At 24.1% G+C, this 20,107-nt stretch carries 8 protein-coding genes; 4 read left to right on the top strand and 4 right to left on the bottom strand.

Going from position 1 to position 20,107, the window contains the following annotated elements; all coding sequences use genetic code 11:
* The first annotated feature begins 134 nt into the window (after nt 1–134).
* Nucleotides 135–1,016 carry a DMT family transporter gene (locus GOY08_RS08115; RefSeq protein ID WP_158998398.1) on the top strand — a complete coding sequence of 294 codons (882 nt, stop codon included), beginning with the start codon at nt 135–137 and terminating at the stop codon, nt 1,014–1,016.
* Between the two features lie 10 nt (nt 1,017–1,026).
* On the opposite strand, the gene GOY08_RS08110 is transcribed toward GOY08_RS08115, so the two are convergent.
* Nucleotides 1,027–2,832, bottom strand: coding sequence for a pentapeptide repeat-containing protein (locus tag GOY08_RS08110; RefSeq protein ID WP_158998397.1), 1,806 nt, complete (start codon nt 2,830–2,832; stop codon nt 1,027–1,029).
* A gap of 470 nt (nt 2,833–3,302) precedes the next feature.
* On the opposite strand from GOY08_RS08110, the gene GOY08_RS08105 reads away from it, so the two are divergent.
* A complete protein-coding gene (locus GOY08_RS08105) occupies nt 3,303–4,535 on the top strand; it encodes an MFS transporter (RefSeq protein ID WP_158998396.1) in 1,233 nt (410 codons plus the stop codon).
* A gap of 7 nt (nt 4,536–4,542) precedes the next feature.
* Here the strand turns inward: GOY08_RS08105 and GOY08_RS08100 are convergent, their stop codons facing one another.
* Together GOY08_RS08100 and GOY08_RS08095 are read right to left on the bottom strand one after the other, a co-directional pair.
* Nucleotides 4,543–6,090 (bottom strand): deaminase domain-containing protein, encoded by a 1,548-nt coding sequence (locus GOY08_RS08100; protein WP_158998395.1) that lies wholly within the window; start codon nt 6,088–6,090, stop codon nt 4,543–4,545.
* Nucleotides 6,091–6,117: 27 nt separating this feature from the next.
* Complete coding sequence (locus GOY08_RS08095) at nt 6,118–10,371, bottom strand: calcium-binding protein (RefSeq protein ID WP_158998394.1); 4,254 nt, start codon at nt 10,369–10,371, stop codon at nt 6,118–6,120.
* A gap of 914 nt (nt 10,372–11,285) precedes the next feature.
* Here GOY08_RS08095 and GOY08_RS08090 point away from each other — a divergent pair.
* Nucleotides 11,286–13,229 carry a DUF6311 domain-containing protein gene (locus GOY08_RS08090; RefSeq protein ID WP_158998393.1) on the top strand — a complete coding sequence of 648 codons (1,944 nt, stop codon included), beginning with the start codon at nt 11,286–11,288 and terminating at the stop codon, nt 13,227–13,229.
* 138 nt (nt 13,230–13,367) lie between these two features.
* Complete coding sequence (locus tag GOY08_RS08085) at nt 13,368–14,273, top strand: DMT family transporter (protein ID WP_158998392.1); 906 nt, start codon at nt 13,368–13,370, stop codon at nt 14,271–14,273.
* On the opposite strand, the gene GOY08_RS08080 is transcribed toward GOY08_RS08085, so the two are convergent.
* Nucleotides 14,266–19,941, bottom strand: a complete 5,676-nt coding sequence (locus GOY08_RS08080) for a TcdA/TcdB catalytic glycosyltransferase domain-containing protein (protein WP_158998391.1) — start codon at nt 19,939–19,941, stop codon at nt 14,266–14,268. The two genes, GOY08_RS08085 and GOY08_RS08080, sit on opposite strands and share 8 nt — an antisense overlap.
* Nucleotides 19,942–20,107 lie beyond the last annotated feature (166 nt).

Raw genomic sequence — 20,107 nt, 5'->3', positions numbered from 1 at the left:
TCTCCTTTATGATTGTTATTAAAGCTTCGGTTTATTTTTCATTGACTTTATTTTACCTATTTATTATTAGTAATTAAGATCCTTTTTTCTTTCCAGTCTACTAATATAAATAAAAAAACAACAAAGGATAACCAATGAATATTTTAGGGGTATTTTATATTATACTATCATCTATGGCATTTTCTGTTGTTGGTATATTTGTCAAACCTCTATTGGCTGACAATAACTCACTTTCTATGATTTTAATCTCTCGCTTTCTATTAACTCTAATAATATTAATACCTTTTATTAATTATCAGCATATGCTTAAACGTCAAAATCTATATGAAGTTTTTTTTGGCGGCTTGTTCTATTTTTTGACTACAGTATTTTATATCAGTGCTGTTCCTTATATAGGAGTAGGGCTAGCCACTATTTTAGCTTTTATTTTTCCTATTTACATTTTTATTTTTAGTATCATTCGTAGAGAAATTAAATTTTCTTATTCAAATTTATCTATTATTATACTGAGTTTAATTGGTCTTATATTACTTAGCAGTAATAAGATATATACATTTGATTCCATGATTGGTTTTTTATATGCGCTTTCTTGCGGTGTTTTATATGCTACATACATTTATTTTAATAAAAAAAATTCGGCAACAAGTAAATTAAATGTTCTATATTTTCAACTTATTGGTGCTAGTTTTTATTCTTTCTTATTAACTTTTTTTAATACACCTAAATTAAATTTTAATTTAAATTTTATAATTAATATTAGCCTTTTATCTTTTATAGGAACTTTTATTTGTTTATTTTTTCTAATTAAATCTATTGAAAAAATTGGCCCATTTAATACTTCTATTCTTTCATTATCTGAACCAATTTTTGCTGTTATCTTTTCCTATATATTTATTCAGGAAAAAATTAACTTTTCTCAATTTTGTGGCTTATCATTAATAGTTTTTTCTTGCTTTCTAGCAATCTACTTACCAATGAAAAAACAAAAAATGGAATCACAAAAAGAGATTAATTAATTAAATCTAATTAGTTTTTAACTTTGTTATAAAATTTTAATCTATTATTCCTAAGTTGTTCTAAATCCGGTGTATCGTAAGTGCTTGGGGCATTTCTATTTCCAGAATATTCTTGCTCTCTTTTTTTCTTTTGTGAACTCAAAGATTTCTCTAAATCTTTCTCAAAATCTGATTGAGAAGCAATAAATGAATAATTTATATTACTTGATAGATTAAAAAACTGGCTTGCTGGAGCAAATTTATGGACTTTATTATCATTAAATACAATATCCTTCTCACGTAAGAGAATTCCTTCACTTGCTGGAAGTATTGTTTTATTACTGATAATAACTTTTGTAAAATCTGTATTGTTTACATAAGCATTTGTAAAATTAGCACCGCTCAAATTAGCACCTGATAAATTTGCACGTGTAAGATCTGCCCCTGTAAAATCTACATCAGTAAGGTCTGCACCTGTAAAATCTGTATCTATTAAAGTTGCTGATTTAAAATTAGTACCTTTTAATTTTGCTTTCACAAATTTTTCTTTATAAAATATTTTGAATGAAAAACTAGAATTCTCTAAATTTTTCTTAGAATATCCTGATGTATTTGTAGGATTTGGATTGCTATCAGAATAAACTCCATAGCTTGAAGAATTATTTGTATAAATTTCATTATTAAAAGAACTAGCGTTTGAATTATAGTAATTATAATCATTACTATAAAAAGTTTGCATAAAGTCATTTTTTAGTAATGTATTATTGCTATTATTTACTTTTTCATATACACTTAGATTATTTTTATCTTTTATATTAAAATCAAAATTAAACAACCCCTTATAACTTAACAATATTTTTAATAAACTTTTATCATTATTATTAAATGCTACGTGAAATAAAGTCGAAGAATTTTTATAGTTAAATGCTAAATTAGGTGGTAAAAATTGAAATACTTTAAAAGATGTGTGAACTAAATCCATTGCTTTATAAAAGGTCGACAAATAATTTTTAAATTTTGTCAAATCGCCTTTTTCAGCAGAAGTAAATAATTTTTCTTGAGCATCTTGGGTAAAATAAAGTTGCCCAGAATTATCTATTTGATAGATTTTTTTGCAATCATCATCACTGTTAGTCTTTACTTCATCAACTGGAATATTTTGTTTTGTAGTCTTGAAATTACTTGTTCCATATCTTTGATAATTATTTACCGCACCATTTTTAATTAATAATTTAGCTAATACTCTATCTTGAAATTTTTCTGCTTCATAAAGAGGATGTTTTAAATGATTAAGAGGGTTATTTAACTTATTTTTTACTTCACTATATTCTAATAAAAATTTTGCTGATTCAACATCATTATTTTTACAAACATTAAAAAGAGGAGTATTTCCATAAATATCTTCAGTAATATAATTAATCAAAAATTTGCTTTGATATTTTTCTAAAACTTGTAAGTAATCAAATGCATTTTTTTTAAATTCAGTAATATAATGGATCAAATCTTTCTTATGATAATTACTTATTATTTTATCATTAATAATAAAATTTAAATCAATTTTTCTAGAATCATTTGAATATACATTCATAATTTTATTCAAAACCTTATCAAATTCATAATTTGAAAAAAAATATCTCAAAGAATTCATAACTTCTATTTTTTCATTTTCTTGTAATTGAATATATTCACTATTTTCAGTTGTATTCATAAACTCAGAATTAAAATCTTGAGTACTTCCATATTTTTCATAAGGATACTTATTAGTTACATCTTCAATAATTACGGCATAAGAATTTAAAGAAACAGAAATAAGTGAAAAAGCTAACAATTTTCTCATAAATACTCCAATATTGTGAAGAGAAACTTTATAAATATATATAGCATCCTACTAGCATCAGTTTTTTTTAATTTCAAATTAATTTAATTTTTTTTTAATGAAATTTTAATTTTATGTAACATAATTATTTTTCAAATATCGAATAAATATAATAACAAATAATCAAAGAATTAAATTAAAGTTTTAAAATAGAAAGTAACAAAATTGTAAAATTAATTTTAAATAACATTAATTTTAGTGGTAATAAATTTTTATTACATTTTTTTACGTTCTAGTACAAAATTTGTAAAAAGTTTAATAGTTATTTATAAAATAAAATTAATTAAAGAAAATACCTTTAATTTTATACATTTATAATTAGTTATATTCCTTCCAGATTTTAACTTTGTATCAATCTTGAAACAAAAATGCTAAATTAAGGGATAACTAAAATTTTAGGACAAAAATTTTAAAAAAGAATGAGATGAGTGATGTCAAAAAATAATAAAAACATTCAGTTATACATTATTCTATTTGGCGTTTTCTGGACAAAGGCTGCTGCAATATTAAGCATGCCATTTTTGACATTATTTTTACACAATAAAGTCAATCTCTCACTTACAGCTATAGGATTTATTGTTGGAATCCAGCCTCTAGCGGTTTGTTTTGGTGGATTAATTGGCGGTTATTTATCTGATATTTTTAAAAAAAGAAACATAATGTTAATTTCAGTATTATCATCAGGCTTTATTTTTATTTGTTTTTATTTAACTAGCTTCATTCAAAACACTTTTTTTCAATTTTTATTATTTGCGTTTCTGAATTTGCTAAATGGTTTTTCTTCTGCATTTTTTACTCCAATTTCAAGAGTAATATTAACTGAACTAGCTTCAAATTCTGAAGAAAATATAAAATTTATGCATATGCGTTATATTGCAATAAATTTAAGCGCTACAGTTGGTCCCCTTCTTGGGGCATATGCAGGAATTGCAGCCAATTCAAGTGCATTTTTAATTACAGCAATTGCTTACTTAATATATTTCTTTATTCTACTTATATCTGTTAAACATTTAACTTTAAAAATGGATACTAGCATAAAAGAAGATAAATTCAAAAATTTTTTTACAGCATTCAAACTGCATATTTCGAATAAACCTTTCTTTTACTTACTTTTAAGTACAGGTATTTTTTCCATGTTATATGTTCAAATGAACACTAATTTAGCATTAATAATTGAGAAAAATATTACACAAGGCACAATATTTTTTTCCTGGATGTTAAGTTTAAATGCAATTTTAGTTATATTAATTCAACCATTAATTTATTTAATAACAAAAAAAATGCGACAGAAAATAATTTATTTTGTAGGTTTTTTAATTAATATATTTGCAGGAGCAAGTTTATTTATATCCCCAATTTCAAAAATATCTATTATTGCATTTTTTATCTTTTTATCTGTTGCAGAAGTATTGATTTATCCTGTTTCAGGTGTTCTAACAGCTGAAATGACCGATGATAAAAATAAAGGAATTGCATTTGGTTTGCTAGACTTAACTAACTTGGGATCTGCAATAGGTCCATTATTTGGTGGGTTTCTATTGCAACACTATGCCACTAAAGGATTTGCAATAGGATTTTTAGCTGTAACAATTATTAGCTCCATTTTTATAGTTAAGAAAATTTTTGATCAAAATCCACAAATTGAAGCTAAAATACAAAGTTAAATTAATTTTATTGAGGCAATCCTTTCAAGTAATTTAGTTTTAATTCCTTTTCTAAATCAGCGGTAAGAGTTATAATTTTCAACTCAATTTTAGGTCTTTGTTCCTGAAAAGATTCATACCCTGTGATGCAGGAATGACATGCTGGTTTTGAAGTATAGACAGTCAGATTTCCTTCTATATTAGGATTAGTTTGAGTTTCTGCTAAAAATTGATTTAATATTTTATACTCTGCATCTGAAATCCTAGCATTTTTATCAAATTGAAATCTTTTTTCTTTAAATTGTTTTAAACTACTTTCTCCCAAATTTTCAAACGTCTTTAAATCATAAAATTCATCTAAGATATCATCAATATTCTTTCCTTTATTAATTGGTAATTCTTTAAACAATTGAAAATCATTTGATGACTGTAATTCATTTTTCTTTAAGCCTATATGTCTTCTTTCAGTATTTAGCGCAGGAATTAAATATTTATCCGTCTGATTAACAAGAATCAATTTTTCATTTAAAATTTTGTCAATCAGATTAATTCTTTCATGCAATGTATCTTTATTAGAATATTCATCGGAATAAATTTTACTTTGAATCTTTTGTCTTAGCTCTAAAGTAGGCGCCTTAAATTTTAGATTTAAGCCGCTAATTGAATAATACTTTTTTATATCTCCTCTACTTGGAATAAATTCAGCATAAGAAAATGTTTTTGTTCCATTTAAGAAGTTAGTGCGATCGGTAATGTCCAAATCTTTACTATTAGTAATATTTTTAAATAGAATTAATTTTAAATCATTGTCAATTGAATTTAAAAGCATATTTATTTTTGAGGAATCTGTCATTTTTGGAAGATCGGTATAGGAAATTTCTTCATTATTTATTGTATAAGTAAAATTATTGTCAATAACTTCGTCAGTATCTGAAATTTTTTTATTCTCTAATTTATTTAAATTTTGCAAGATATTTTTAATTGCTTCATCTTTAAGAGACATTTCTTTTTTAATTGCTTCTAACTTTGGACTTCCTTTTTCTTCTGTAACACGAGCAGCATCAAATTTTTCTTTACTAACTCGCTTATTTTCTTTTTCTATACTAAGATCATATAATAGCTTAAACTTTTCGCTATTTAGCTTTAAATAATTAATTTTATCTATTAAATTGTGACTAATCTTATCGTATACTTTTCCCATAAGCACATGAGCTGAAGTATTAAACTTGGCATCAGCAGGAAATTGTATTGTTTGATTAGATAAATTTTTCTTTAACATTTCCACACTATTTGCTGCAGATACTGCTCTGGAAATATAATTGTTATATTTATTTAAGTAAAAATCATTTGACGAAAATAGCTCATATTTTAAAATAACTTTATTTAAAAATTCATGTGCATCTTTGAAAACTAAGTAATTTTGATCTTTAGTATCGACAATTATTTCTTTGTGTTTTTTAAAATTTAGAATATAGCTATTTGTTTGATTTTTGCATTCCGCAACAGAAGCAAATGATAAATTGTGAAAAAAGAATGAACTAATTATAACAAATTGTTTTAATTTTATTAATTTCATTAAAAACCTCTTCTATTTATAAAAATCTTAGTTAAAAATTTGAGTTACTTCACCATCCATTAGTTCATCAGTCAATAAATCAAACTTCTCATTTGACATCACAATTTCATCATCAATTTTTACTTGAAATTCTTCTCTAACTACTTCACGCCAATAGAAAAAGTCTTTTATTGAAATGTATGAATAATTAATACGACCTTCTAAAAAGTGAATATATAAATCATTATTTATTCTACCAAATTTAAGAGTTACTTTAGATGATTCACTTTTCTCTTTATTTAATCTATTAAACTTTATCGTATCAGAGATTCTAGCATAATTAATAACATTATATGTATTGACATAAATCTCAGATTTATCAGAATCTAAATCAACTGTAAAATCTACTTTCTCTTTACCATTAAGTATATTGGTAATTTGATTTAATATCCCATCAGAAAGAGAAAAATTTTCACCAAGTTGGATTTGCAAATGTTGATTTTTTTGTTCTTCAAACCAGTTTTTTACTAATATAACATAACTATTATTCAGACTATTATCTATTAATTCTATCTTTAAATGCTTCTTTTTATATTTTAAATCAGTAAATTTATAAAATTTTATTTTCTTAATACTATTTTCTTTATCATTAATGACTAAATTATCGATTTTTTTCTGAATATCTTCATTTTCTATTATTGAAAAGAAAATACTGTTTTCTTTTGAAGTATTATTTAAATTAAATATGTATGTATCATGACCTTCACCACCATTTACAAATGAATTTATTTCTGGAACATTTCCATCTAAGAATAGTTTATTCATTAATGTATATTTTTGATTTATATCACTTCCTGAATCAAAATTTATGACAATGGTATCATCTCCTTGATTGCCGTAAATTTTATCTAAACCACCTTCTCCATATAGAATATTATCTTTACTATCACCTTTAATAATATCCGATTTATCAGTACCAATAACATTCTTAATATTATTAGTGGAATTAATATCTGCCATAATAACGTTGTTATTCTCAGGTTTCACTTTATAAGTATCAATTTTTGTTTTTATTTCGTCTTTATTTTCACTTTCATTTTCATTAAGTGTAATTTGATCAAATAAGTTACCAGATTTTGAAGTTAAAATATTTCCTTTCATATCTGATATTAATAAATGCTGATATTTTTCACCTGAAAAATAATTAGAAACTTTAATTGCTGGTATAAATTTATTGTCAATATATATTCCAAGAATAAGATTATTATCAATTCTTTTTGCAATTAAATTATCTATATCAGTCATGATTGCGTCAAACGAATCTGTTTGACTATTAAAAGAAGAATCATAATTATCAATTACTTTTATTCCATCTAAATTTTTCTTATAGTTTTCATTAATTGATTGAATTTCTGATTTAAATGAAGTATATTTTTTTTGTATATCAACTAAAATACTTGAAAAATTATCTTGTTGGATTAATTTAGCTAATTCAACTTCATAAGAGTTTATTCTATCACTCACCCAAAAATGTCCATTTTCATTTTCTAGCCTTACAATTGATTCAAGATTCTTTATTAATGCTTCATATTCCGCATTAATAGTATTAAATGAATTCAATTTTTGTTTTATTTCATTCAAATCACCAAAAACTCTCCCATCTTTTATATTATCTTCTATATTTATTATACTTTTTCTAAAATCATCTATATTTATTTTAAAGTTTTTAGCTACCTCATTGAAATCAAGATGTACATAATCAAAATATTTAATACTTGGAAGATATATATCAGGCGAATAATTTGCACTTCTAAAATATGACTCTCTATAATTTTTAATTTCATTTATTTTAGATTTTATTTCATTTTTAGCTATATTTATTCTTTTTATTTCAGTATCTATTTTTGTTAAACCTGTTTCTATTTTATCTAAATTTTCAGATAAATTACTAATACCTGAATTATATAGATCAGTTTTTAATATGACATAGGTATCACTTTTTGATCCACCAGCAAGAAAATCTTTACCTTTACCAGAATAAAGAACATCATTTCCATCATAACCAAATAGTTTATCGTCTCCATTATTTCCAAAGAAAACATTGTTTTGGTTATTTCCATGAATTGTGTCACTTTGATTAGAACCAACTATATTTTCTATATTTCTAAATTCAGGTAAATTTGAAGTTACTTTTATATTTTGATCTAGACTAATTGTAGTACTTTTTCCAATAAAAGCTTGCAAATTTACAGTATCGATTCCCTTATTACCATCAATATATCCTTTATCTTGTATTTTATTCTGTATTTCATCATAAAATTCAAAAATATCATCTTTCTCTCCACCTTCAATATGCGCTAAGTAAGTTGCAGGATGGATATTAAATAAGTTTATTGAATTTCTTTCTGCTACTATGGTGTGAATCATATTACCATGACGACCTTGATCACCATATCCTACTAAGTAAAGATTAGCCTTTTTATTTTCTTGAATATTAGCTAATAAATTATTCTGCTCAGCTGAAAGTTGAGCTTGTTTTGAAAGCATATTCGTATTTTTATTTACAATAGGACAAGGTTCTGTGGGATTTGGATATGAAAAAGATAAGTCTTTTCTTACAGAAGCATTGATACTGGAATGAGATTCTGACATAGAATAATACTTTTTATGTATTGGTTCTGGTGTAGGTACTTCTTTTGAAGCAGATTTAAGTTCTAAATTACTTGAATATTTTTGGATAGAAATATTATGTAAATTTTCTAAACTATCAGATTTTTCTGCAAAATAAGAATTATTTGTTAAGCAAATATGATCCTCATTTTTTATTAATCTTGTCTCAGTAGTTGTTGTATAAGAACTTATTTCATCATGATCATATATATATTTATAATTTGTATAAGGAACATAAAGATCTATTTTTGGGTATATTATTTTATTTATAAAATATAAGTTAGAATAACTATTTTTAAGTATATCAGCAAAAAATAAGTCATTATTCTTTTTCATGATTTCTGGAATATAGCTGTCTTGAATATGTAAAGCTGTCTTCTTTGTTTTTACTTTTAAATCTTTTTCAATTTGGTAAAGCCCAAAAAATGTTTCTACAGCTCTTGGTACAGCATAATTTTCAGCAAAACCTAATCGGCGTAATTCATCTGCAGTTCGAACGGCATTATATGTGCCTTGCGAAAACATAATCGAAAAACCGACTGCAGCACCTATTGGTCCTGCTTTTGCTGATAAAGGGAGTAATAGCGCAGTTCCAACAGAAGTTACAGCACTTGCGGTATTCAAACTTGCATTGACAAGATAATCTTGTTTTTTATAAGGATCAGTTTCTAAACTTGCAGCTTTAAATAATTCTACTGCATTGTAGACTTCAAATCCCGCAGAAGCTAAATTTAGAGCTATTTGAAGTTTAGTAATATTTTTAAAAGTATTCTGATGACCATTCCAATAAGCAGCGCCTTTACTAGCTTTATATAAATCTAAAAAAAGATCTGCATTATTGGCTGAAAAATGCAGGGAGTCTCTGATTCCTGTGCTATAATTACCATTTTGAAACGAAGTATTAATATTACTTAAAGCATTTGGCATTGTAACAAAGTTCATAAGAACATTATACTTATTGGCTCCACTTGCAAACTTTTCTACACCCTTAAAAGCAAATTTTTTAACTTTTGTTAATTTTCCAGTGGAGAATTTACTAGTCAAACTTTTATTTATAATGTCATCATAGTTAATCAATTTTTGTAGATCATTCTCGTTTAATTTGTGTATGTCTACTTTTTTAGTTACTGTATCAATAACTTGAATAGTTTTTTTGTTTGCATCGAAAGTATTTAAAATTGGTTTTTTATTTGGATGATTAGTATCTATAGATACTAAAGTATCATTTCGTTTCATTTCTGAAATTACTTTTAATATTATATTCTTCTCATCATTAAAATATTCTAACTTAGAATCTATAAATTCATTTGTTCCATTTTTTAATTTTGTTTTGTTTAAAAATTCTATCATATCATTAATTCTCTGATATTGTATGTACAATTCAGAAAAAGCAACTTTATTAATTTTTCCTAATTTTTTTGCATATTCAAGTTGATCTTCTTTTAAGCTCAAATGTTTTTTAACTTCTTCTATTTCAACTACTTCCACACCACATGCTGCAGCTTCCATGGCAATATTTTTATATTCATGCTGCTCGTTTGAATTTTCATTTTTCTTGCAACCATACATAGCTGTTGCAGCAAATAGTAGCAAAGAAAATTTGGATGTATTTTTAATACTTACTAATTTCATCTTTTTTTTCGTTCCTATTAATAATAAATTAAAATTTTTTATATAAACAAAAGAAAATCTATTCTTTTATACAAGTTAACAAAAACAAGTTTTTTAATTTACTTATTTTTAAAAATTTATCAAATTTATTTCCAAAAAATATGTAATATTATTTTATTAATAAATAATTAAATAAATTAATTTTTTTTTTACTTGTATTACTATTGTATTAAAACAAAAAAGTACAAAACTTTAAATCACTTAACAAAAAGTAAAAATTAATTTTATATAATATATTGATATTTTTAAAATTTTATAATATTTTATGAATTATAAATTTTATTTTTTAACAATTATTAATTTATCAATAAATAGTTATGTTTTATATTTAACTGGATTACTATAAAAAATAAAATTTACTTTCTCTCAATTTTAGTCATTGTGCTTTTAGATTAGAATTGCATTTTCTTGTATATAAAATTTAATCATTAGCACTTATTTCAGCTTTATCTCCAACTCTTATAAATTTTTCAATATCTGGGATGTTTATAAAAAACATCCATATCCTATTTACTACGAAAAATTATTATAATTATAATAAATATCTTCGCTGACTTAATCTTAAAATAAGATATAAAAAATTAAACTAAATAATTACTTTGAAAAGTTAAGAATTTTATAAGCATATTTAATAAATATCTTAAACTATTATTGCCAAATTAAAAGTAGTTTTTATATTATCTTTTATCATTTAAATATATCTATTATTTAAAATATTTGAAGTTGTAATTATAATGATTCAAATTTGAATTATTTAATTATAAAAAAGTTTTTTTATGTTATACCTAATTGAAAAAAATTATAAAAAAGCTATTTACGAATTAAAATTTTATATATATGATCACTTCTTAAGTATTTATCTTGAGGGTTTATGCATGAATTTCAACAATTGGCTTGATTATCTAGTTAAAAAGAAAAAAGGAAACATTTTATTCTTTTTATTTTCCATTACTATAACTATAATAGGTTATTTCTCACAAATTAGATGGGTTAAAAAATATTGTCTTAATGAATTATCAAACTCAGCATGTATGCACATAAATATACGTTTGTATGGTATACCAATCTTAATATTTATCCTATGCATTTTTTTATTTTTCTTATTAAAATATAGAGCGTATATCAAAAAATTATTATCCTCTATTTCATTTTTAAGCATTCAATTTTTTAATTCATTTAAAAATAATTTTATAAAAACCTTTAATTATATCGATAATATGAGTGATAAAAGGAATTTTTATATCTCATTTTTAATAATTACTGTTATTTCTTTTCTAGTATTCAATGCAAAATTTTCATTTAGAATATTAGATCCTAGCAATGTAAATTGGATGAATTCAGGAGATTTAATCCAAAATTATTTAGGATGGTATACATATCAAACTAGTCAGCTAACTTTCCCTCTCGGAGTTCACTATACAATGAATTTTCCAATGGGTACCTCCGTTGGATATACAGATTCTTTACCCCTATTTGCTTTTATATTTAAATATATTTTACCTTCAGGTTATCAATATTTTGGATTTTGGCTAATTATTTGTAATTTCCTGCAAGCATGGATGTCACTACTAATTATTAGAGTTTTTAATCGAAATTTATTATTAACAATCATTTCTTCCCTTTTTATATATTTATTTCCAGTTTTTTTACATAGATATTTGCATATGAATTTAGAATGTCATTGGCTAATTTTAATTTCATTATATTTATATATAGCAAAATTAAATTTAAATTTTAAATTAAAATTATTTTCATTCATTTTGATAATATCTGCATGGATCCATCCATATATTAGCTTTTTGCTAACAATTTTTTATTCTTTCTTTCTATTCCAAGAATTTATCAATTCAAATTTAAAAATAAAAAATACTTTAAAACATTTTATAATTACCATATCTAGTGTGTTTTTGTCATTTTTTATTATTGGATATTTTCATATAGATGGTACCGCTGACTATGCATACGGATCGTTTTCAGCTAATATTTTATCATTTTTTAATCCGACATCAGAAGAGTTCTCAAATATTCTAAAAGTTATTCCAATAAATACATCTAAGTATGAATCTTTTAATTATCTTGGATTTGGCTTAATTATTTTATTTTCATCTTTATTGATAACAAATAAATTTAGCTTTTATTTTCTTAAATCTAAAAAAAATATAGGATTTCTTTTAAGTATTTTGGTCGCTATTTTAATTTCTTTATCCCCACATATTTCATTTGGGGAAAAAAAGTTATTTAGCCTTCCACTTACAAATGATATTTATAATATTTTATCAATTTTTCGATCTAATGGAAGATTTTTATGGCCAGTAACTTATTTATTGGCAATTTTGTCGTTATACAGTTTTTTAAAACTTGATTTTTCCAAAATCAAAAAACTATTTATTTTATCACTCCTTTTGATTATCCAAATTTATGACATAAACTATCTTATAAAAAATAGTTATTCTTTTGACTCAAAACCAAATTACGACCATGAATTATATTCAGTATTAAATTCATTTCTTAATGCAAAAAGAAATATAATTATTGGTTATCCAACAGGTAGTGAGAAAAATTATCATACTATAGAATATTTATGCGCACAAAAAAGATGTCAAACAAATGTTGGTTATTTAGCAAGAAATGATTTAAAGGCAGAAACTAAATTTTCTGAAATTATTTATAAAGAGTTAGAAAAAAGCCAATTGAAAGAAAACTATATATACTATTTTGATAAAATTTACTCAAAGACTTTTGAAAGTTCTTTGAATTCAGCTGAAAATTTTTGTAAAGAAACTCAATTCTACCATGTTTGTGTAAAAAAAGTTAATTAGCAAATCCAATTATCATAAATTATGTTTCTTCAATTCATTGATTTTTATAAAAATTTAAATTACTTTTGATTTTATAACTTTTCTTTGGGGCTTTTTATCCAGATATAAAAAATTTTATTTATAATTAATGAGTCTAAAATGCTAAAAAAAATAACCTATATCATTATCCCAGCTACTTTTGTTCTTCTGTGGTCGAGTGGATATCTTTTTGCAAATGTAGGACTAAAATACTGTTCCCCTTTTCTTCTTTTGACAATTCGGCTTTTAATAGCTAGTATTTTTATTGGCCTATTTCTCACAATTAATAAAATATCGACAAAAATTTCAGTGAAAGATTTTTTCCAAATCTTAGGAACAGGTTTTTTTCTCCAAACAATGTATCTTGGATTTATTTTTTTATCATTCGGGCAAAAAACATCACCGGGATTTATTGCAATTATTTTAGGTATGCAACCTCTTCTCACTTTATTTATAAGTTCTGAAAAAACAAATTTTCCTCAAAAAATTGGTATAATTTTATCAACAATTGGCTTAATTTTTACAGTTGCAAGTAATTTAATAATTGGCAGCACAAACTACCTAGGTATATTTTATGCATTAATATCTCTTATTGGAATAACTTTTGGGAGTATTTTTCAGAATAAATATAGTTCAAATGTTTCTTTATACGTTAAATTATTTATCCATTACTTGGGAAGTTTTTTAGTTATAGGATTTCTTACTTTATTTATTGAACCTATATATTTTATCTATAACTTAATGTTAGTATTTTCAATCTTCTGGATTTCAATAGTTGTTTCAGTATTCGCTGTTATTTTATACTATAATCTATTAAATTCTGGTAAATTAGTAAAAACAACTAGTTTACTTTATTGTGTACCTATTTTAACTAGTATTTTCGATTATATTTTCTTTAAAGGAATTTTTTCAATTGCATCAATAGCTGGAATGTTCCTAATTGTTTTAGGTTTAATGCTAATTACTAAGAAATACTCAAATCAAGAAAATATTAAATTAAAAAAATTGCTTGAAAATTTTATTTAATTTCAAATTCTTGGATCTCTCCATTTAAAAGCTCTGATACATATTTTTGAAAATCAACCTCAGAGAAAAGAATTTTGGAATTAGTTTCAATGGATAAATTTTGGAATTTATTTTTGTTTTTAAAATAGTCTTTTAAATATAGTATTGAATAATTACTTTTTTCATCTATATTTATAAAATTTAATATTAAATTTTCTTGAAATTTAGCCATTTTAACCTTATTCTTTTTAAAAGAAAGAAAATAATTTATAGAATAAATATTGTTCTGTATTTTTTCACTATCAATGAAGTAATAATTATTTTCTTTCATTTCATCAAAATTTAATTCATTATCAAAATGAATAACATACTCATTTTTATTATCAGATAAAGTATTTATTATACTGTTAATATCATTAACAGATAATACAATTTTATCTCCAAATTGTACTTGCAAGTGTTGATTTTCTTCTGAATCAAAATATTTTTTAATATATACATAGTATTTTTTTAAATTTATATCTTCAAGTTCAATTTTTAAAGAATTATTAAAATCTAAATCTGTTGAATAGAATTTTGAAAATATAACTTTTTTAATCTCTAAATTAAAATTGTTAATTATTAAATTATCAATACTTTTATTTTTATCATAATTATTAATAGAAACATAAAATTCTTTATCTATAGAATCAGTTTGTGTGAAATTTAAGATATAGCTATCATTTCCTTCACCTCCATCTAATTCGGCTTTTGAATAATAGCCAAAAAAGTTTAGGAATGATTCATTAAGATAATCTTCCGAATCTACATTTTTTCTATTAGAGTTCATATCAATTGAAATAGAGTCATTTCCTTGATTTCCCCAAATTTTATCATATCCTCCATTCCCAATTAATAAGTTATCATATTGATTTCCTATTATTTCATTATCTAAAGTTGTTCCTATTGCATTTTGCACATTATCAATAAGTTTTACTTCTTTATTTTCTTTTGATAAATCAATATTACTAATTTCTTTAAACATAATTGTATCTAATTTATGATAATCAGAATAATCTGAATATAAGTTGCCATTCTGACCAAAATACTGATTACCGGCACTATCTCTAATAATTAAATGCTTATATTGTTCAGACAGAAAGTAGTCATTTAAAGCTGCAATTTTAATAAATTTATTATTTTCAAAATATCCTATATCCAAATTATTTGAATTTTTTATAGTTACCAGATTTTTAATATCAGTGACTAGAACATCATGTTTTTGTTCATTAGATGCATCAAAATTATTTATAATTTTAAATGTAGGATTATTTTCACTAAGATCTTTTTTATTTATAATATACTGATCAGAGCCCTCTCCTCCAACTAAAATATCATACCCTTCACCGGGTAATAGAATATCATCACCAGAACCTCCTTCAATTTCATCATTGCCATTATTACCAAAAAGAAAATTATTTAATTCATTTCCAAAAATTTTATCATTTCCATGACTACCCATTACATTTTCAATATTTTTAAAAATTGGAAGTCCTAAAGAAGATTTTTTACTATTTAAAGAAACAGTGACATCTTTGTTCTTTATTCCCTCTAAACTAATAGTATCAATGCCTAAACCTCCATCAATAAACCCTTTATCTTGCTTCTCTGATTTTAATAGATCATAAAACTCAACAATGTCATCTTTTTCTCCACCAATTAAATGAAGCATATATGTCGATGGATGAATATTAAATAAATTATTGTTATTTTGATCAGCAATAATAGTATGGATCATATTTCCATGTTTACCCTGATCACCATAGCCAAGTAAATATAAATTAGCCTGTTTATTTAATGGTATAGTAGCTAATTTAGCTTCTTCTTCACTTGATAATTCAGCGATTTGCTCAAGCATATGTTTACTTGAAGAGGGGCTTGGACAAGGCACGGTGTTATTTGAGTATTGAACACTTCCATGTGAATAATAATTTCCAGTTGGTGCAGCAGGTATTCCTGCAAATTTTTTCTCAAGTATATCTCTGTTTAAATAAACAGCATTGTAATGTCCTTCTAATAAATTATTTTTACTCGCATGATTTCCATTCACATATATATTATTTGACAAACATAAATGACTTTCGCTATCAAGCCTTTTTCCCGATTTTTTATTTGATGCACAAGCTCCATATCCACAACCGGTAATTATTTCTTCAAAAGTGTAAGGAATATATAGATCTAAGTCAGGATAAATAAATTTTTTAAAAAAGAAATTTATGCTTTCATTTTTTGTTCCAAGTGAGGAGAAAAACTCCTTATTTTTTTCTCTCAAAATATTTGGTATTATTTCAGTTTTAAGTTTAATCGTTTCTATTCTGGTGATATATGCAGGATCCTCCGTTTTATCATATTGGCCAAAAAAACTTAACATTGATTTGACTGTGATATCTTCTTCTTTGAATCCGAGCCTTCTTAGTTCCTGTGAAGTTCTTACAGCATTATAAGTTCCTTGGGAAAACATAATTGTATATCCAATTGCTGCCCCAATTGGACCAGATTTTGCTGATAATGGCAATAAAATTGCTGTTCCAATTGAACTAGCTGCCCTCGCAGTAGTAAAACTTCCATTAATAATATAATCAATTTTTTGATTATAATCTTTTGAACTTCCTGCTGCTTTATATAAATCAACTGCTTGCCATACATCTAATCCAGCAGAAGCTAAATTTAATCCTACCTGAGTGCGGCTTATATTGTTGAATGCTTTTGAATGCTGTAACCAGAAAGAATTTCCTTTTGAAAATTTTATTAAATCCAAAACGAGATCAGCATTATTAACTGTAAAATTTGAACTTTCTCTTATTCCATCTAATATCATTCCGTGCTGAAATGATGAGGTTATATTTTTTAAGGTACTCGGAGTATTCAAAAGAGTCATAAAAATATTATATTTATTTGTTACACTAGTTAATGTATCAATACCTTTAAATGAATATTTAGCAAGTTTTTTAAATGGCTTGTTATCTTCTTGATCAATTAATATAGAAGATTTACTACTGTTATTTTTTGCGTCTTCATCAGAATCACTGCTATTAAAGTTTAATGAAGATTCTGAACTATTTAAACTAAATTTAACACTACTAGAAGAATCTCTTCGCTCAATATTCACCCTATTATAATAATCTTTAATCTTATTTAAAACATCATTAAATTCACCTAATTCTTGAGTTTTTTTACTTAATAAATTTTTAAAAACGCCATTAAAATGATTGAGTTTTTTTAAATTATTTGGTTCGATTAAGTCAACTATATTTGATGTATTAATAGTTAAATAGTCATTACTTCCTTTTCTTATTACATAAATTTTATCACTGTCATTTGCATATTCATATAAACCTAACTTACTTTTTGAAAGTTCATTACCTTGCTCATCAATTTTAATGGTACTTTTTCTAATACTTATGATGTCAATAGATATTCCTAACTTTTGCAAACTCTCCATTAATTCTTGTGTGTAAGTAACTAAATTTTTTGTATCACTTGCATCGTTCGCAGGGTTACAGCTTATAATATCAATATAATCTATTACTTGATTTTTATTTTTCTCGGTAAAATCAAGTAATTTATCTGCCAAATCTTTTGCAGATAAATTACCAATTTTCACTGACTCATTATCTTTTTCAGCATGACCTACAAGATAAAAATTTACTTTTTCATATTCTTTATTATCAATATCATTTAGTTCTAAAGTATCTAGTTTGACTAATGAAGTTTTTTTGAATTCACCAAGTTTCTTTTTATGAATTAGCTCAGCTGCATTTAAAATATTTTCATCATTTGAAACAGGTAAAATAACTTTTCTTAAACCAAAAGTATCAAAATCTCTTGACTTACTTCTAGTAGCCCAGGAAGAATTAACATCTTCTTCAGTTGCATTTGTAAATTTATTATTTTTTAATGAAAATTCAGTGACAGTTTCAACAACTCTATTTTTATAAAAATTTCCTTTTTCAGAAAGAAATTCTGGAAACAAGTTTTCTTGTGTTTGTGAAAAAACTCCAGGTCCCGAAGTTTTTACAGTTATTCTATAATCAGGTAATAATGAGTCTTTTCTATATCCTTGAATAAAGTAATCAACATCAGATTCGGAAAATTTTAATGGTAGCTTATATTTTTTCTTTTCTGTAACTTTAATATATTCCTTATCAAACGAGAAAAATTCTTTAGGATTATTTACTTCAAATGAATTTAATTTTGCATAGTTACGAATAATATTATTTTTTATATCTTCTATCCAATCATTATTACTTACTTTTGCATGCGCAGCAATAAAACTATTAGAATCTTCAGCAGCTTTAAACTCACCAGGTCTAATAAGCACATCGCCTAATTTTACAAAAACATCTTCAACATTGTTTAAATTTTTTATATTATTTAGATTACTTCTGAAAGTACTCTTAAACTTAGATTTTGTAACTGTTGTTAAATTACCATCATAGTCAAAAGATTTTAAAGCTCCATTTTTATATTTATGATCTACTTTTCTAGTTGGAGATAAAAATTTAAAATGGTTAAAAATTTGTTCACAGTATGCCAGAGAAAGACTTCTAAAACGTTTAGAAAAACTTTCATCTCCATTTAATTTATCATTATGTTCAATAAAATTATTCAACGGTTTTATAGCAGGTAAAACATCTATATCAGAATATAATCCACCAAACTGTCTAAGTAATTCAACTCTTACACTGTCACCTGCTGCAGCAAAATTTCCTCTTAATAGTAACTCTTGATCATAAATATCCAATAATTCCAATTTACTTTTTACATTTTTTAAATCTTCAAATTCTATATTTGGAAATTCTTGTTTTAATTTAAGACTATCTAAGTTAAATTGATTTTTTCTTTCATGTATTAAATCAGTATTTGTTTTATTTTTTTTATAAAGTGTTTTTTCAATATAATTCAATCTTTCTAAATCATAGTTAGCTGTTTGCTTTTTTTGTCTCAATTTTACTAATTTTTCAAAAAGATCATTTTGGAGGGCAATATATTTATCTGCAAAAATATTTTGATATTTGTCATCATTTTTATATTCTACCAAAGAATAATCAAGATATTCTTTGATTTTTTTATTAGTTTCAAACGTGAATAAATTTTCTGAATCATACCATATTTTTACTTGATAGTCTGGATTCATTTTAGCCCAAATTTTGACATAATCTTTTTGAACTTCACCTAATGGTCCACCTAACCATACAAAATGTAAAATCTTTGGTACAGGTTTTGCTGTTTTTAAGTAATATTTTTCAAGATTATCTAGTAATGCATCATATTTTTTTAAATACTCTTTATTTTCTCCAATGTATCTTGGTTCTGGAATTTTTTTAAGTAATTCTAAAATTAATGAATACTTTTTTTCATCATTATCTATACTTTCAGGTTCAGAAAATTTACTCAATACTTCCTTTATTTTTTCTAAATCTGAAATATTCATCTCATTTAGTATTCTATCTAAGCCATTGAGATAAAGACTAGAAAATACATTTACAGTTAGATTTTGGTTTTTTTCATAGAGAGCATAATTTGAAGTTAATGTTTTTGATTCATTAATTGTTTTATTACTATCTTTACCACCTCCACAACTATTCATACTAATACTTATTAATGTCAATAACGAAAATTTATTTATCAATTTAAATTTTTTTTTCAATTTTTTTTCCTTGCAATAAGAAATACCATTAAAGTATTTAAAGACTATAACTATAATTTTCTTTGTTTATGTTTTTTAAAAAATTTGTCAATACATTTTATTAAAATATTATTTTATTTATTTTTTTAAATATTTATCTGTTAAAAAGTATATTTACAAAAAGCTA

Origin of the sequence: Pigmentibacter ruber (genome assembly GCF_009792895.1) — a bacterium.
GTDB classification, from domain to species: domain Bacteria; phylum Bdellovibrionota_B; class Oligoflexia; order Silvanigrellales; family Silvanigrellaceae; genus Silvanigrella; species Silvanigrella rubra.
This window is presented reverse-complemented; position numbering and strand designations above follow the sequence as displayed.

What these genes read in the sequence shown, in the direction of transcription:
- GOY08_RS08105 (WP_158998396.1), top strand. Translation starts at nt 3,303, where the DNA reads ATGTCAAAAAATAATAAAAACATTCAGTTATACATTATTCTATTTGGC.
- GOY08_RS08115 (WP_158998398.1), top strand. Translation starts at nt 135, where the DNA reads ATGAATATTTTAGGGGTATTTTATATTATACTATCATCTATGGCATTT.
- GOY08_RS08100 (WP_158998395.1), bottom strand. Translation starts at nt 6,090, where the DNA reads ATGAAATTAATAAAATTAAAACAATTTGTTATAATTAGTTCATTCTTT.
- GOY08_RS08095 (WP_158998394.1), bottom strand. Translation starts at nt 10,371, where the DNA reads ATGAAATTAGTAAGTATTAAAAATACATCCAAATTTTCTTTGCTACTA.
- GOY08_RS08090 (WP_158998393.1), top strand. Translation starts at nt 11,286, where the DNA reads ATGAATTTCAACAATTGGCTTGATTATCTAGTTAAAAAGAAAAAAGGA.
- GOY08_RS08110 (WP_158998397.1), bottom strand. Translation starts at nt 2,832, where the DNA reads ATGAGAAAATTGTTAGCTTTTTCACTTATTTCTGTTTCTTTAAATTCT.
- GOY08_RS08085 (WP_158998392.1), top strand. Translation starts at nt 13,368, where the DNA reads ATGCTAAAAAAAATAACCTATATCATTATCCCAGCTACTTTTGTTCTT.